This is a genomic window from Paraburkholderia sp. J94 (genome assembly GCF_905220285.1).
Lineage (GTDB): Bacteria > Pseudomonadota > Gammaproteobacteria > Burkholderiales > Burkholderiaceae > Paraburkholderia > Paraburkholderia tropica_A.
The window spans coordinates 219,032-235,400 of sequence record NZ_CAJMZH010000005.1; the positions used below are offsets into that span (position 1 = coordinate 219,032).

At 68.2% G+C, this 16,369-nt stretch carries 12 protein-coding genes; 9 read left to right on the plus strand and 3 right to left on the minus strand.

Translation table 11 applies throughout. From position 1 onward, the window contains the following. Window positions 1–5: 5 nt before the first annotated feature. Window positions 6–557, minus strand: coding sequence for a sigma-70 family RNA polymerase sigma factor (locus U4Y88_RS12225; protein WP_224013457.1), 552 nt, complete (start codon window positions 555–557; stop codon window positions 6–8). A gap of 299 nt (window positions 558–856) precedes the next feature. On the opposite strand from U4Y88_RS12225, the gene U4Y88_RS12230 reads away from it, so the two are divergent. The 5 genes from U4Y88_RS12230 to U4Y88_RS12250 all read left to right on the plus strand — a co-directional run bounded on the left by U4Y88_RS12230 (window position 857) and on the right by U4Y88_RS12250 (window position 8,756). Further along, window positions 857–3,475, plus strand: coding sequence for a TonB-dependent receptor (locus U4Y88_RS12230; RefSeq protein WP_321784165.1), 2,619 nt, complete (start codon window positions 857–859; stop codon window positions 3,473–3,475). A gap of 7 nt (window positions 3,476–3,482) precedes the next feature. Continuing rightward, window positions 3,483–6,341, plus strand: a complete 2,859-nt coding sequence (locus tag U4Y88_RS12235; RefSeq protein WP_321784167.1) for a Tat pathway signal sequence domain protein — start codon at window positions 3,483–3,485, stop codon at window positions 6,339–6,341. 186 nt (window positions 6,342–6,527) lie between these two features. After that, complete coding sequence (locus U4Y88_RS12240) at window positions 6,528–7,307, plus strand: amino acid ABC transporter substrate-binding protein (protein WP_310631657.1); 780 nt, start codon at window positions 6,528–6,530, stop codon at window positions 7,305–7,307. 13 nt (window positions 7,308–7,320) lie between these two features. Continuing rightward, the gene (locus U4Y88_RS12245) at window positions 7,321–7,998 is read left to right on the plus strand and encodes an amino acid ABC transporter permease (protein WP_224013461.1); all 678 of its coding nucleotides are present in this window, start codon (window positions 7,321–7,323) and stop codon (window positions 7,996–7,998) included. Continuing rightward, a complete protein-coding gene (locus U4Y88_RS12250) occupies window positions 7,998–8,756 on the plus strand; it encodes an amino acid ABC transporter ATP-binding protein (RefSeq protein WP_321784169.1) in 759 nt (252 codons plus the stop codon). Before U4Y88_RS12245 ends, U4Y88_RS12250 begins: the two co-directional genes overlap by 1 nt. A 13-nt stretch (window positions 8,757–8,769) precedes the next feature. On the opposite strand, the gene U4Y88_RS12255 is transcribed toward U4Y88_RS12250, so the two are convergent. Next, a complete protein-coding gene (locus U4Y88_RS12255; RefSeq protein ID WP_321784171.1) occupies window positions 8,770–10,008 on the minus strand; it encodes an MFS transporter in 1,239 nt (412 codons plus the stop codon). 2 nt (window positions 10,009–10,010) lie between these two features. Then, complete coding sequence (locus U4Y88_RS12260; protein WP_321784173.1) at window positions 10,011–11,207, minus strand: serine hydrolase domain-containing protein; 1,197 nt, start codon at window positions 11,205–11,207, stop codon at window positions 10,011–10,013. A gap of 127 nt (window positions 11,208–11,334) precedes the next feature. Between U4Y88_RS12260 and U4Y88_RS12265 the strand changes: the two genes are divergently transcribed. The 4 genes from U4Y88_RS12265 to U4Y88_RS12280 all read left to right on the plus strand — a co-directional run bounded on the left by U4Y88_RS12265 (window position 11,335) and on the right by U4Y88_RS12280 (window position 16,356). Then, window positions 11,335–12,243 carry a LysR family transcriptional regulator gene (locus U4Y88_RS12265; RefSeq protein ID WP_224013464.1) on the plus strand — a complete coding sequence of 303 codons (909 nt, stop codon included), beginning with the start codon at window positions 11,335–11,337 and terminating at the stop codon, window positions 12,241–12,243. Between the two features lie 147 nt (window positions 12,244–12,390). Next, window positions 12,391–14,607 carry an FUSC family protein gene (locus U4Y88_RS12270; RefSeq protein ID WP_321784175.1) on the plus strand — a complete coding sequence of 739 codons (2,217 nt, stop codon included), beginning with the start codon at window positions 12,391–12,393 and terminating at the stop codon, window positions 14,605–14,607. A gap of 77 nt (window positions 14,608–14,684) precedes the next feature. Next, a complete protein-coding gene (locus U4Y88_RS12275) occupies window positions 14,685–16,172 on the plus strand; it encodes an efflux transporter outer membrane subunit (protein ID WP_321784177.1) in 1,488 nt (495 codons plus the stop codon). Beyond that, entirely contained in the window at window positions 16,156–16,356 is a 201-nt protein-coding gene (locus U4Y88_RS12280; protein WP_224013467.1) for a DUF1656 domain-containing protein, read from the plus strand. The genes U4Y88_RS12275 and U4Y88_RS12280 overlap by 17 nt, the downstream gene beginning before the upstream one ends. The last annotated feature ends 13 nt before the right edge of the window (window positions 16,357–16,369 follow it).

A 16,369-nucleotide genomic window follows, 5' to 3' on the forward strand; every position in this document is an offset into this window, starting at 1 on the left:
CGCCGTCATGCCGCCTCGCAACAGAGCACGAGCGCCTGCGCCACGTACTTGCGCACCATGCTCACGGAAACCCCGAGCCGCGCGGCGATATCCGCGTATTTCATGTCTTCGAACTGGCTCAGGATGAACGCCTCGCGCGCCCGCGCGGACAACTGCTGCAAGGCCGCGTCGATCAGCAGGATTTCCTGCACGGCTTCGAGCGCCACCTCGGGCGCGGGCGCGACCGGCTCCGGTGCGAGCGCGAGGCGCGCGAGATACGCGCGTTCGATATCGCGTCGGCGCCAATGCTCGAACGTCAGGCGGCGCGCGATGGTCGTGAGCAAGGCGCGCGGCTGGCGAATCGCGCTCACGTCGGGATGCGCGGCGAGTTCGGTAAAGGCGCTCGCGGCCAGATCCTCGGCGTCGCTGCTCGAACCGACGAGACGATGCATGCAGCCCGTGAGCCAGCCGTAGCTATGGCGAAACTCGTCGGACAGGAAGCGTTGGCGCGCCGGATTCGTGAGCGCCTCGGCGTCGGCGGCGCGGCCGGCGGACAGGCTTTGGGATTGGATCGCCATGACGGTCGGGCTGAACGCGTTGCGCGCAACGCGTGAGCAGGCAAGATGGGCTGAGGCTGGAGCGGCGATTCTAAAGTTGCCGGCGCGGCCGTCCAAAGCACGGTTTCTCGAATCGATATGACGCGCGCGCTGCTGCGCATTGCATAAATGATTCGGAGCGCCACACAAAAAAATCGCTGCAAACGGCGCACGCCCGCTGACGCTTTTCGATGCTCGTTGCACATGCCCACCGTTCCCCCGCGCATCGGCATGCCGCGCAGCCCGAACGCTTCGATCATCGACATAACGACAGGCATAACGTGAAACGACCCCGTACCCCGGCGCCGCAGTCCGCCGCGCGCCGCCCGGCGAGCGCCATCAGCGCGCTTTCGGCCACGCTTTCGGCCGCGCTTTTTCTCGCGACGGGCGCAGCCCTCGCACAAGACGCCGCCACGCACAGCTTCCATCTCGCGGCGCAGCCGCTCAACCGCACGCTGCTTTCGATCGCCGCGCAAAGCGGTGTGCCGCTCAGCTACGATCCGCAACTCGTCGCACACGTGCAGGCCGCGCCCGTGAGCGGCGACCTCACCGCGCAAGGCGCGATCGCCCAGGCGCTCAAGGGCACCGGGCTCGAAGTCGTGACGACGGACAGCCACGCGCTCGCCGTGCGCCGCGCGGCGGCCGCCGCCACCGCCACGGAGGACGCGCGCCCAAAAGCTGACCGGCCGAAGCGGCCGGTTCCCCCGCCCGCCGCCGCCGAGACGACCACCACGCAACTGGGCACCGTGACCGTGAGCGCCACACGCACGCGCCGCGACGATCCGCAGCGCGTGCCCACGTCGAGCTACCGCGTGACGGGCCGCGAGCTGGACCAGCAGCACATCACCTCGCTCGCCGATCTTCAGCAACTCGTGCCCGGCCTGAACGTGCAGACGACCGATCCGTCCGACACGCAGATCACGATACGAGGCGTGGGCGACGGCGGCGGCCAGACCAGCGGCGAGCAGAACATCGGCATGCCGAGCAGCGTGGCCGTCTATCTCGACAACGTGTATCTGCCGCGCCCCGGCATGCTCGCGGGCGCGCTCGCCGACGTCGACTACGTCGACGTGCTGAGCGGCGCGCAAGGCACGCTGTTCGGCGCGAATTCGACGGGCGGCGTGATCGACATCCACACGCCGCTGCCGAGCTTCAAGCTGACCGGCTCCGAAAGCCTCTCGGTCGCCTCGCGCGGCACGGTGCTCAATCACACCATGCTGTCGGGTCCGATCTCGGACATGCTCGCGGGCCGCATCGACTTCGTGCACAACAACAGCAACGGCGACGTCAACAACATCGCAAACGGCCACACGCTCAACGGCACATCGGTCAACAGCGTGCGCGGCCAGTTGCTGTTCAAGCCGAACAACCAGTTCAGCCTGCGCCTGAGCGCCGACTACAGCAACGAAAACGACTCGCCCACGCCCGTGACCTATTCGTCGAATTCGGTCAACGGCGTGAACAGCTTCCTCACGCATTCGTCGCTGATCGGCAATCGCGTGGTCTACGGCGGCGACGATCACAACGTCGCGCTCGACGACGAAAACAGCATGCACCTCGTGCAGGGCGGCGGATCGGCCGAGGCGAACTATCGCTTCGACAACGGCTACAACCTGCGTTCCGTGAGTTCGTATCGCTACTTCAGCTACATTCCCTCGGTCGCGGACAGCCTGAGCGTGCCGGTCTACGCCAACAGCGGCACGCAGTTTCTCGACCGCTCGTGGTCGCAGGATTTCCGCCTCGATTCGCCGCACGGCCAATATTTCGACTGGGCCGTGGGCGCGACCTACATGGGCGAGAACGAAGCGACGCAAGCCTTCACGCGTTACGCCGACAGCAAGCTGCCCGGCCTCTACTACGGCAGCACGGCCTACGACGGACTCGACATCATCCGCTACGGCACGCTGCACGACGAAGTGTGGTCGGGCTTCGGGCAAGGCACCTTCCATGTGACGCCGCGCTTCGACATCACCGCGGGCGTGCGTCTCACCTACGACAAGAAAGGCGGCCAGTTCATCCGCTATAACAAGGCGCCGTTCAACTCCGGCTATCTGGTCCAGTACAACACGCTGCCCTCGGCCACGCTCGCGTTCAAATACCTGCTCACGAACGATCTGAGCAGCTACCTCGCGCTCTCTTACGGCGAGAAGGCGGGCGGCCTGAACGTCTCGGCGGGCGCGGCTTCGAAGGCCGGCACCGACTCGCTCGTGATCGCGCCCGAACGCACCAAGAGCGCGGAACTGGGCATCAAGGGCACGCTGGCCGGCGGCACGCTCAACGCGAAAGCCGACGTGTTCCTCACCTACGTGAACGCGTTCCAGACGCAGAGCTACGATCCCAGCACGCAGTCGACCTATCTCGTCAACGCGGGCACGTTCCGTTCGCGCGGCGCGGAATTCTCGCTGCAATACACGCCCGACGATCATCTGCTGCTGCAAACATCCGCGGTCTATAACGACGCGCGCTACCTCAACTATCACCACGCGATCTGCCCGCCCGAGGTCACGCTCGGACCGGCAGGCTCGACGGCGATCTGCGATCTCACGGGCAACCAGGTCTTCAACGCGCCGAAGCTCACGTTCAACGCGACGGCGCGCTACACGTGGCACACGCTCAACGGTCTCACGTCGTTCGTGAGCGCACGCTATTCGTACCGCACGTGGATGTACGGCACCGTCGACGACTCGGCGTTCACGCGCATTCCGGGCTATGGCCTCGTGGCGCTCTCGGCGGGCACGGGCGGCAAGTTCAGCCGCGGCAGCTGGACCGCCTCGGTCTGGGTGAACAATCTGTTCAACAAGACCTACTATCAGCGCCTCGTCGAAAGCGATTACGGTTCGGTGCTCGGCTGGATCGGCGAACCGCGCACGATCGGCGGCACGCTCACTTATCAGTTCTGAGGCGCGCATGAGCAACGGATTCGATCGGCGCACCTTTTTCAAGCTCGCCTCGCTCGCGGTCGGCGCGCTCGCCGCGCCCGGCGCGCAAGCGGGCGACATCACACCCGCGCCACGCGGCGCACATTCCGATGAGGCCGCGGACACGGGCGGCGAAGCGCGCGTGCACTGGCTCGACGGCTCGCCACCCGCCGCCTTCACCGGCGCAACCTGGGGCGTGCCGTGGCCGCGCGGCGCCGTCGACGCACGCAGCGCATTCGACTTGCGTCTCGCGTCACGCGGATCGCCCGATGCGTCTTCGCGCGATCGCGTCGCGCTGCACTCCTGGCCGCTCGCCTACTGGCCCGACGGTTCGCTCAAATGGTCGGCGCATGCGCTCGCGCCGCAAGCGCTCGCGGACCTGACTCACGGCGACGCGTCGCGAGCGGGCTTCGTGGTCGAGCCTCGCGCAAACCACCCAGACGCCAACACGCACGACGACGACAACGCGCCCGACGCCACCGCCCTCGCCCGCATCGACGGCGACGTCATCCTGATCGATACCGGCACGCTGCAGGCGACCGTGCCGCTCGCGGGCGAGCGCGTGTTCGCAAGCCTGAGCCGCAACGGTCAGGCCAGCGTGCGCGACGGCCGGCTGATCGTGCTCGCCGACGATGCGCCCACCGCGCAACACGACGAGGAGTCGCATGCCCCCGCGCGAAAGCGCTACACGAGCCGCATCGCGCACGCGACGCTCGAACAGCGCGGTCCCGCGCGCGCCGTCGTCAAGCTCACGGGCACCCATGCACGCGATGGCGATGACGATGGCGATAACAACGCCACGGACACCGTGCTGCCCTTCGTGCTGCGCCTCTACTTCTATCGCGGCTCGGACGCGCTGCGCATCGTCCACAGTCTCGTCTACGACGCCGATCCGCAGCGCACCTTCATTCGCGGCGTGGGCCTGCGTTTCGACACGCCGCTCGACGGCGAGCCGCACGAACGATTCGTGCGCTTCGCGGGCGACAACGGCGGCGTCTTCGCCGAAGCCGTGCGCACGCTCACCGGCCTGCGCCGCAGCCCCGGCGCCGCCGTGGAAGCCGCGCAGTTCGCGGGCGAGGCCACGCCGCCCGCCGATGCGCTCGGCCCCGTGTTCGCCAACGATCTGCGCTTCGTGCCCGCGTGGGGCGACTACACGCTGCTCCAGCCGAACGCCGACGGCTTCACGATCGACAAGCGCACGCAAGGCGGCTGTGGCTGGATCCGCGCGGCAAGCGGCACGCGCGCGGGAGGCACGGGCTATCTCGGCGGACTCGCGGGCGGCGTCGCGTTCGGCATCCGTCACTTCTGGCAGAGCTATCCCGCGCAACTCGACATTCGCGGCGCACACACGAACGCCGCCTCGGTTACGTTGTGGCTCTGGGCACCCCGTGCGCCCGGCATGGATCTGCGGCCCTATCACGACGGCATGGGCGAAACGAGCTACGCGTTGCAGCGCGATGCGCTCGACATCACTTATGAGGATTACGAACCACAATTCATGACGCCGTATGGCGTCGCGCGGACGAGCGAAATCGAATTGCAACTGCTGCCGCGCACGCCCACGCATGCCGAGCTTGCCGCCATCGCGCAACGCATCGAAACGCCGCCGCGCCTGATGACGTCGCGCGCCTGGATGCATCGCGCCGGCGCATTCGATCCGTACTGGCGACCCGTCGCGCCGCGTGCCGACGACACGCCGCTGATCGCGCGCACGCAGCACGCGCTCGACTGGCTCTACGACTTCTATCGCGGCCAGATCGAGCAGCGCAAGTGGTACGGCTTCTGGGATTTCGGCGATGTCATGCACACCTACGACACCACGCGCCACGTCTGGCGTTACGACGTCGGCGGCTTCGCGTGGGACAACGGCGAGCTGAGCAGCGGCATCTGGCTCTGGCATTACTGGCTGCATTCGGGCCGCGCGGACGCCTTCCGCACCGCCGAGGCGATGACGCGCCACGGCAGCGAAGTCGACGTCCACCATATCGGCCCGTTCAGCCCGCTGGGCTCGCGTCACGACGTCCAGCACTGGGGCGACAGCGCGAAGCAGTTGCGTGTGTCGACGGTCGCGAATCATCGCTTCTACTACTATCTGAGCGCGGACGAACGCGTCGGCGACCTCATGCGCGCGCAGGTGAACGCCGTCGAGCGTCTGCGCGACGTGCTGCCGGGACGCAAGATCGGCGAACCGTTTCCGCAGACCGACCGCGAACATCACGCGACCGTCTCGTTCGGCACCGACTGGGGCGCGGTCGCCGCCGCATGGCTCACCGAATGGGAGCGCACCGGCGACACTGCGTATCGCGACAAACTCACGGCCAGCATGACGACGATCGCCGCGCAGCCGCACGGCTTTTTCACGGGCTATGGCGTGATGGATCTGCGCACCGGCGCGTTCGCGCGCGACACCGGCGGCGCGTTGTCGGTCTCGCATCTGAGCGCCGTGTTCGGGCTGCCCGAGATCTGCGGAGAACTTCTGCGCGTGCTCGACGTCCCCGCGTTTCGCGCGGCCTGGCTCCAGTACTGCACGCTCTATTCGGCGAGCGCCGCCGCGCAGCGCGCCGCGCTCGGCGAGGCGCTCGGCAAGCTGAATCTGAGCCAGGGTCACGCGCGCCTGCTCGCTTACGCGGCCAGCGAAACCGGCGACCGCGCGCTCGCGCATCGCGCGTGGACCCAGTTCCTCGCGGGGCGAGCGGGCAGCACGTTCGAGGACTTCGTCGTCGAGCGCGTACGCGTGCCCAACGTGCTTTACGACGTCGATGAAGCGCCGGGCGTGTCGACCAATTCGACGGCGCAATGGGGACTCGGCGCGATCGGGCTGCTGGCGCTCGTGCCGGACGACGCTTGAGCGTCGATGTGACTGACACAGCGGAATCGGCGAAAACGTGCTGGACGCGCCGACTCCGCCCTCATATTCTGCGCGGGCATATGGATAGCGCATCATCGCTTTTGTGGTCGAACGCGCGGTCAGTAGAATCGGGCGGCTCAGTCATCGAGCCCATGATTCAGGACCTCTTACACGCGAGTCACCACCATGAAAGCCCTCCGCTCCCTCTTGCTCGCCGCACTCATCCCGGCGTTCGCCGCCGCCCCCGCGCTCGCCGCCGACGATCTCGCCCAGGTGAAGACGTCCGGCGTGTTCCGCGTCGGCACCGAAGGCACCTACGCGCCGTTCACGTACCACGACGAAACGGGCAAGCTGACGGGCTTCGACGTCGACATCGCGAGCGCCATCGCGCAACGTCTGGGCGTCAAGCCGCAGTTCGTCGAAGGCAAATGGGACGGCCTCATCGCCGGGCTCGACGTCAATCGCTACGACGCCGTGATCAACGAAGTGTCGATCACCGACGCGCGCAAGGCCAAATACGACTTCTCGTCGCCGTATATCGCCACGCACGCCGTGCTGATCGTGCGCGCGGATAACGCCACGATCCACTCGTTCGACGACCTGAAAGGCAAGAAGTCGGCCAATACGCTGACCAGCAATTTCGGCAAGCTCGCCGCCGCGCATGGCGCCGATGTCGTGCCCGTGCAGGGCTTCAACGAGTCGATCGATCTGCTGACTTCGGGCCGCGTCGACGCCACGGTCAACGACTCGCTTTCGTACCTCGATTTCCAGAAGCACAAGCCCGACGCGAAACTCAAGATCGCCGCGATCGACACGTCGAGCGCCGGCGATCAGTCGGGCGTGCTGCTGCGCAAGGGCAACCCGGCGCTGGTCGCGGCCGTCGACAAGGCGCTCGCCGACATCAAGGCCGACGGGACCTACGCGAAGATCTCGCAGAAGTACTTCGGCAAAGACGTTTCGCAATAAGGCGGGCTGAACGATGCCGGCATGGCTGCACCTGATGGGGCAATCGCTCTGGCCGCTGCTTCACGCAGGGCTCGTTTTCACCGTGCCGCTCACGCTGGCGTCGTTCGCGCTCGGCATCGCGCTCGCGTTCTGCGCGGCGCTCGTGCGGCTGTTCGGCCCGCGCTGGGCCGTCGCCGCCGTGCGCTTCTATATCTGGCTGTTTCGCGGCTCGCCGCTGCTGGTGCAGCTATTCGTGATCTTCTACGGCTTGCCGAATGTCGGCATCGTGCTCGATCCGTTGACGGCGGCCGTCGTCGGCTTTTCGTTGAACGTGGGCGCGTACAACGCCGAAGTGATACGCGGCGTGATCGAATCGATTCCGCGCGGACAGTGGGAAGCCGCCTATTCGATGAACATGACGCGCGCGCAGGCGCTGCGCCGCGTGGTGCTGCCGCAGGCGCTGCGCGTCGCGCTGCCCGCACTGTCGAACTCGTTCATCTCGCTCGTGAAGGACACGTCGCTCGCCGCCGTGTTGACGGTGCCCGAGATTTTTCAGGCCGCGCAGCGCATTGCCGCCGTCACCTACGAACCGCTGATTCTCTATAGCGAGGCCGCGTTGATCTATCTGGCGTTCAGTTCCGTGCTGTCGCGCGCGCAGTTCCGGCTCGAAGCGCGCTTCGGCCGTCACGCCTTGTTTGTGCCGGGGCGCTGATGATCCGGCTCGAACAGATCGGCAAATCGTTCGGCGAACACCGCGTGCTGAACGCCATCGACCTCACGCTGAAGGCGGGCAGCGTCACCGCGCTGATCGGCCCGTCCGGCAGCGGCAAGAGCACCTTGCTCCGTTGCGTGAATCTGCTCGAAGTGCCCGATAGCGGCGCGCTGAGCGTGGGCGAGGCGCGCATCGACTTCGCGCCCGGCCAGCGCATCGCGCAGGCGCGGATCGCAGCGGTGCGCAGACAGACCGGCATGGTGTTTCAGAACTTCCAGTTGTTCCCGCACATGAGCGCGATCGAGAACGTGATGGAAGGACTCGTGACCGTGCTCGGCTGGGAACGCGCGCGCGCCCGCGAACGCGCGGCGTCGCTGCTGGAGAAAGTCGGCCTCGCCGCGAAAGCCGATGCGTGGCCGGGCACGCTCTCGGGCGGACAGCAGCAGCGTGTCGCCATTGCGCGTGCGCTCGCGCCTTCGCCGCAAGTGCTGCTCTGCGACGAACCGACTTCGGCGCTCGACCCCGAACTGTCCGCCGAAGTCGTGGACGTGCTCAAGCGGCTCGCCGACGAAGGCACGACCATGCTGATGGCGACGCACGATTTGCGGCTCGCCGCGTCCATCGCGCACGATGCCGTGTTTCTCAAGGACGGCGCGGTGGTGGAAAGCGGTGCGTCGCGCGAACTGTTCTCGCGTCCGCGCGATGCACGCACCGCGCGTTTCATTTCGACGCTGACGCAGGCCGCACCGGTTTTTTAGGTCTCGGCACGCGTTATCGGCTGCAACGTTCGGCAGGCGCGAGTTCCGTTTCGCGGGTTTCCATCCGCGCCGGGAAACCCTTGCTTCGCGCCGACCACACCACCACGAACGTGACGCCCAGCAACACCAGCAGCACCGGAAAAAACGCGCCGATGCCGATACGATCGAGCAACACGCCGCCGACAACGCCGCCGCCCGCGATGGCCAGATTCCAGACCGTCACGAGCACGGCTTGCGCGGCGTCCATGGCCTCGCCTGCCGCATCGGCGAGCGCTGTCTGGAACAAGGTCGCCGCACCGCCGAACGCGAGACCCCACACGCCGACCGACGCATAAACCGCAATCGCTCCATCGGCGAAATCGAGCATCCATACGGCGATCGCGAACAGGAACGTGCTCGCGAGCGTCAGCACACGCAGATACCGGTCGATCAACACGCCAACAATCAGGATGCCGAACAATGAAGCCAGACCGAACATCAGCAAGACGCGATCGATCGACTCGCTCATGCCTGCCGTCGCGAGAAACGACGCGATATACGTGTACAGCAGATTGTGCGCAAGCACGAACGTCAGCACGACGAGCAGCACGGGGCGCACGCCCGGCAGCCTGAGCACGGCGCGCAACGCGGGCCGCCGCGTGCGCGCCTGCCCCGCAAAATCCGGCACGATCGCGCGCACCCAGACGAGCAGCATGACCGCCAGCACGCTCATCACGCCGAAGGCCACGCGCCAGCCGGTCCACGTGCCGAGCAGCGTTCCGGCGGGCACGCCCAGCGACAGCGCGAGCGGCGTGCCCGCCATCGCCACCGCAATCGCCGCGCCCTTGCGATGCTCGGGCACCATGCGCGCCGCGTAGCCCGCGAGCAGCGCCCAGATCAGCCCCGCCGACACCCCCGCAATGAAGCGCGCCGCCATCGTCAGCGCGTAGCTGGCCGAGAGCGCGGTGAGCGCGTTCGTGACGACGAAGCCCGCGATCGCCGCGAGCAGCAGCGGACGCCGCCTCAGCCGCTGCGTCAGGATCACCAGCGGAATCGCCGCCAGCAACGATCCGGCCGCATACGCCGTTACGGTCTGACCGACCGCGGCCTGCGATATGCCGAGCCCCGCCGACATCTGCGCGAGCAATCCGGCGGGCAAGGCCTCGGTCAGGATCGTGACGAAGGCCGCGAGCGCAAGCGGCAGCAGTTTCGCGAGCGGCAGACGTTCGCCAGGCTTGATACGTTCGATACGTTCGTCGAGGGCGCGAGTCATCGTCATGCCTCCCCGGCGCCGTAGACGGCGTCGCGCAAATCGCCGACGAAGCGGCCCGACATGCCCTCGTACAGCGTGTTCGTCAGCGCGACGACGCTGAGTGCCCGCGCCGGGTCCACGAACCACGAATGGCCGTATGCGCCGCCCCAGCGCCAGGTGCCGTTCGATTCGGGCGAGGCGGCGCGCACGCGGTCGCGCAACACGGAGAAGCCGAGTCCGAAGCCGAAGCCCGGTGCGTCGGGCGGCTCGCATCCGCCAGTCTGGTCGCGGCCCATCAGCGTGACCGATTCGGCGGGCAGCAAAGCGCCGCCGCCCGCGCGCAGCGTGTCGAGCAGACGCAGCACGTCCCCGGCTGTGCCCGCCATGCCTGCGCCGCCCGACGCGAACGCCTCGCGGTCGAACACGCGCGCCGGGCTGAAGCGGATGCCGACCGTGCCTTCGAACGGCGCAACGAGGTCGCCTTCGCGCAGCGGGCACGGCGCGGCATCGTCGCTGGCAGCGTTGACGTAGGGCGTCGCGAGGCGCGCGGCATCGCTCACGAAGAAGCCCGTCTCCGTCATGCAGAGCGGTCCGGTCACGAGATCGCGCACGGCGGCGTCGAGCGGCGCGCCGTGCACGCGCTCGATCAGTGCGCCGAGCACGTCGACGGCCAGCGAGTAGCCCCACGCCGTGCCCGGTTCGTACAGCAAAGGCACGCTCGCGAGGCGGCGCAGGTTTTCCGCGAGATCGATGCCGGATGCGTCCATGCCGTCCGAGACGCCCGCGCGCGCATACGGGCCATCGTCATCGGCTTCCAGGAAACGGTAGCCGAGTCCCGCCGTATGACTGAGCAACTGCCGCGCCGTGATGCGGGCCGCACGGCCAACGGCCAGACGCGGACGAAACTCGGGCAGCCAACGCTCGATGGCCGCATCGAGATCGAGCGCGCCTCGCGCGGCCAGCACCATCGCCGCCGTCGATACGATCGGCTTGCTGACCGACGCGAGCCGGAACAGCGTGTCCACGCGCATCGGCCGCGCGCGTTCGCGATCGGCCAGCCCCGCGGCCTCGCCATGAATCAGTTCGCCGCCCTGCGCGACGAGCACGACCGCGCCCACCAACCGCCGCTCATCGAGCGCGCGCCGGACCACCTCGTGAACGCGCGCGGACAACTGCGCCGAAGCAGCGTCCGGGTGCGCGGAAAGTACGGAAATCGTCATCGGTTCAGCCTCGTTGAATGCCTCGTTGAAAGTCCACACCCTCCACGATAGTGAGCCGGCGATTGAAGAAAAAGTGGGGTAGAGTTCCGCGTTATGCGGACATCGGTGTCCGCAATGGAGACGTGGCGTGGAAAGTCTGAATGGCTTCGTGGTGTTCGTGCAGGTCGCCGAAACGCGCAGTTTCGTGGCGGCGGGACGTGTGCTGGGCGTATCGGCTTCGGCGATCGGCAAGAGCGTCGCGCGGCTCGAGGACAAGCTCGGCGTGCGGCTCTTTCATCGCAGCACGCGCAGCATCACGCTGACGTCGGAAGGCGCGCTATTTCTCGAACGCAGCCGCCGCATCCTCGCCGAAATCGAGGCGGCGCAGATGGAAATTTCGCAGGCGACCTCGGCGCCGCGCGGGCGTCTGCGCGTGAGCCTGCCGCTCGTCAGCGCGCTGATGCTGCCGGTGCTCAGCGACTTCATGCAGGCCTATCCGCAAATCGAACTGGATCTCGATTTCACCGACCGCGTCGTCGACGTGATCGACGAAGGCTTCGATGCCGTCGTGCGCATCGGCGAGCCTGGCGATTCGCGGCTCGCGGCCCGCAAGCTCGGCACGTTCCGCTGGTGCGTGGTGGGTTCGCCCGACTATTTCGAACGGCGCGGCACGCCGAAAGCGCCCGCCGATCTGCTCGACCATACCTGTCTGCACTACCGCTATCCGAGCACGGGGCGGCTCGAATCCTGGGCGCTGCGCCGCGATGAGGACGAGCCCGAACTCGCGCTGCCGGTCTCGATGATCTGCAATAACATCGAAACGCGCGTGTGTTTCGCGCTCGAAGGACGCGGCGTGGCCTACCTGCCCGACTTTTCGATCCGTGCGCCGCTCGCCGATGGGCGCCTGCGCGCGGTGCTCACTTCGCATCTGGCGCGTCCGGGCGTCGTCCATGTGCTGTGGCCCGCTAGCAAACATCCGTCGCCGAAAGTGCGCGCGCTGGTCGATTTTCTGAGCGCGAACGTGTTTCCACCGAGCCGCAAGACGCCTGCTCGCTGACGCGTCGTCCACGCGTGGCGCGGATACCACTGCGCTTAAGCGCACGCGTTTTTTCTCTGTGCAATCCTATGCCGCGCGCCTGCACCGGCCGACGCGGATCGGCCCCGCTCGCGCGCGCCGCACAGACTCATCTCGACAAGGACACCCATGAACGTGACGCCCGCCAGCGCCACGCCGACGCGCCTGCGCGACGAATGGCTCGCTTACTGGCGAGACGACGCGCCGCGCCTGTTGCACATCGCCAAGGTCGGCCTCGCGGTCGCGCTCGCGATGGGCCTGTGCATGCGCCTCGAACTGCGCTCGCCCGCCACCGCCATGCTGTCGTGCGTGATCGTGATGATGCATCAGCAAAGCGGCATCGTGATCGCGCGCGGCGTGTATCGCGGGCTCGGCATGGTGGGCGGCAGTCTCGCGGGCCTCGTGCTGATCGCGCTGTTCTCGCAGCAGCCGTTGCCGTTCTTTCTCGCGCTCGCGGCGTGGATCGGGCTGTGCGCGTTCTGCTCGGCGTACTTCCGCAATTTCCAGTCGTACGGACTCGTGCTCGCCGGCTTTTCCACGGCGATCACGGCGATGCCCGCGCTCGCGAATCCCTACGGCGTGTTCGACAACGTGATCCACACGATCAGCGAAGTCGCGATCGGCGTGCTGAGCGCGAGCGTGGTGAGCACCGTCGTGCTGCCGCGCGCCGTCGCGCCCGCGCTCTATGCGGCGAGCCGCGCGAGCTTCACGCATCTGCTCGGCGTGCTGCGCGCGACGCTCGCGCGCAATGCCGCGACGGCGCAAAGCGGCGCACAGGCCGGTGCACAAACCAGCACGCTACTCGCGCTGATCGGAGAGCGCGCGAACGTGGAATTGCTGCGCACCGGCGCGCTGTTCGAAGATCCGTCGATGCGGCTGCGCCAGTCCGTCTTTCTCGATCTCGACCGCGGTTTTCTCGACACCGTCACGTGGCTCTACGCGCTCCAGCGCGTCAAGACGCACGCGAGCGCCGACGCGCATCCGCGCGCGCAAGCGGCCATCGCCGCGCTGACCGACGCGACGCTCGCGCTGCTGCCCGACACCGCCACCGCCTCCCCGCCCGGCATCGCCGACGACGCCGTGGCCGCCCTGCTGCCGCGTCTCGACGCCTTCGAAACGGCGCTGCCCGCGCGCATCGCCGCACAGCTTCGCGCGCTCGACGATCTACCGCTCGCGCAACGCCAGTTCGTCGAGAGCACGGGCGCGGCGCTGCTGTTCATGACCGACGATCTGCGCCTGCTGTGCCGCCGTTATCTCGAAGCGCGCGCGGCCGACCGCCAGCCGTGGACCGTCTCGGTGCTGCAAGCCATCGGCCGCATCGCACGCCAGCGCGTGGTCGGCAACCGCACGGCCGCGCTGATCGCGGGCGTGCGCGCGGCGCTCGCGGTGCTGCTCGTCGCCGCCGTGTGGATCGCCTCGGGCTGGGTGGGCGGATCGACCGCGATCGTCGCGGTGGCGATCACGAGCACGCTGTTCGCGCTCGTGCCGGACCCGCCCACGGCCGCGTGGCAGATCTTCACGGGCTGCCTCGCGGGCTGGCTCGCGGGCTTCGCGTTCAGCTTCTTCGTGCTGCCGTCGCTCGGCACCTTCGCGCTGCTCGCGGCGGTCATCGCGCTGTTCGTGATGGTCGGCGCCTACGTGAACACGTTCCCGAAAACGGCCGTGCTCGGGCTCGGCTTCAATATCTACTTCTGCTTTATCGTCGGTATTTCGAATCCGGCCGTCTATAACCCGAGCGCGTATCTCGACACCGGCTTCGCGCTGCTGAGCGGCATCGCCACCGCCGCCGTGGCCTTCTCCGTGCTCGCGCCGCGCGCGGGCGAATGGATCGCGCGCCGCTATCTCGCGGATGTGCGCGCGCTGGTCGCGGACGACGCGCGCGACGGCGAACTCGACGACGATCTGCTCTACGACTTCGAGCGCAAGCTGCGCGACTGCATCGTGCAGATCGCGGGCGCGCCCGCCGATCCGCGCGTCGATCGCGAGCGCATGATCGCGTGGGCGTTCGCGGTGCTCGAAGCGGGCCGCGCGATGATCCTGATGCGTCTCGACACGCAGCGGCTCGGCGACACGCTGCCCGCCGCGTGGACGGCGCGTTTGCAAACGTGGCTCGACGCACTCGCCGATCTGTTCGATACGCCGACGCCCGACAACGCCGATCGCGCACAGACCGCCACGCAGGCGGCGCTCGCCGCGCTGCCGCCCGGCATCGAGCCCGCCGCCGACGCGCCCGTCGGTCCCGACGCCCTCGTTCGCTGCCGCATGCACGCCCTGCTCCATTTCACCGACTTCGCCCTGCGCGACTCCACGCTCGCGCTCTGGACCCGCACGGAGCGCATGGCATGAGCGCGCGCGCCTTTTTCTCGTTTCGACGCTGGCTTCGTGGCCTGGATCGTCACTCGCATCGTGGATTGCCAGGCCGCGTGCTCGCACTCACAACCGCGACGGCCGCCGCCGTCCTGCTGAGCGCCTGCATCGACAGCGGCGGCATCCACAAGAAAGCGTCGATGCTCGACGCCGCCTCGCTCGATCCCGGCGCCGCCTTGCGCGCGACGCAAGCCGACGCGCAATGGCCGCGCGGCGACTGGTGGCGGCAATGGCACGACGCGCAGCTAGAGCGCGTGGTCGCCGACGCCACGGCGGGCAATCCCGACCTCCAGGCCTTCGCGGCGCGCGTGGACGCCGCGCGCTTCCAGACCGAGATCGCGGGCGCGAGCGCCTGGCCGCAAGCCAACGTGGACGGCGAGTTCGAGCGCCGCCGCTACGCGCGCTACACCACGCCCGCGCCGCCCGGCGGCACGACGGTGTGGAGCAACAGCATCGGCGCGACGCTGACCTACGACCTCGACCTGTGGGGCAAGCAGCGCGCGATCCGCGAAGGCGCGCTCGATCGTCTGCACGCGAGCGCCGCCGACGCGCGCTTCGCCGAAGTCGAATTGCAGACCGGCGTCGTGCGCGCCTACGTGCAGCTCTCGCTCGACTACGCGCTCGCCGACGCCTATGCGGCGATTCAAAACCAGCAGCGCCGCACCTTCGACATCGCCACGCAGCGCTGGCACGCGGGCATCGGCAGCCGCCTCGAAGCGGCTCAGGCGCAGACGCAGCTCTCGACGAGCGCGACGCGCCTGCAACGCGCGCAGCAGCAGATCGCGCTGGATCGCCTCGCGATTGCGGCGCTCGCGGGCCAGGGCCCCGGTTATGGCGACGCGCTCGCGCGGCCCACGCTCGCGCTCAGCGTGCCGCTCGCGCTGCCGCCCGCCTTGCCCGCGGAACTGGTCGGCCATCGCGCGGATGTCGTGGCGGCGCGCTGGCGCGTACTCGCGTCGGAGCAAGGCATCGACGCCGCGCACGCCGACTTCTATCCCGACATCAACCTGCTCGCGACGGCTTCGCTCGGCTCGGCGGCGACCTTCGGCGGCTTCTTCAACTTCGTCAACAGCGACGGCGTCGGGCACGGCGTGGGCGCGGCGATCTCGCTGCCGATCTTCGACGGCGGACGGCGGCGCGGCCAGTACGGCGTGGCGGTGTCCTCGCGCGACGCCGCCGTGGACGCGTACAACCGCACGGTCATCGACGCGATGCGCGACGTCGCCGCCCAGGCCATCTCGCTGCGCGCGCTCGACGAGCAGCAGGCCAGCACCGAAGCGACGCTCGACGCCGCGCGCACGGCTTATCGTCTCGCCGACGAAGGCTATCGCAGCGGCATCAGCGAATTTCTCAACGTGCTCGCCGCGCAGAACGCGCAACTGGTGCAGGAGCAAAGTCTCGCGCTGGTGCAGGCGCAGCGGCTCGACGCGTGGGCGCAGTTGATGCGCGCGCTCGGCGGCGGCTACGTTGCCGAAGCGACTGCCGCGAATGACTCGCCCGCCACGCCAACCGCGCAAGGAGCCCGCGATGCCGCGCGAAATTGAGTGGTTTTCGCTGCTCATGCCGGGCCTGCTGCCGATCCTCGCGGCCTGCGTGCTGCTGTTCGTGATCGTCGATCTCGCGTTCGCGCGGCTCGGCGTCTATCGCTATGTCTGGCATCCCGGCCTCTTTCGCGTCGCGCTGTTCGCGGCGCTGTTCAGCGGCGCGGCCCTGCTGTTGCGGCCATGACCGCGCCGCTTTC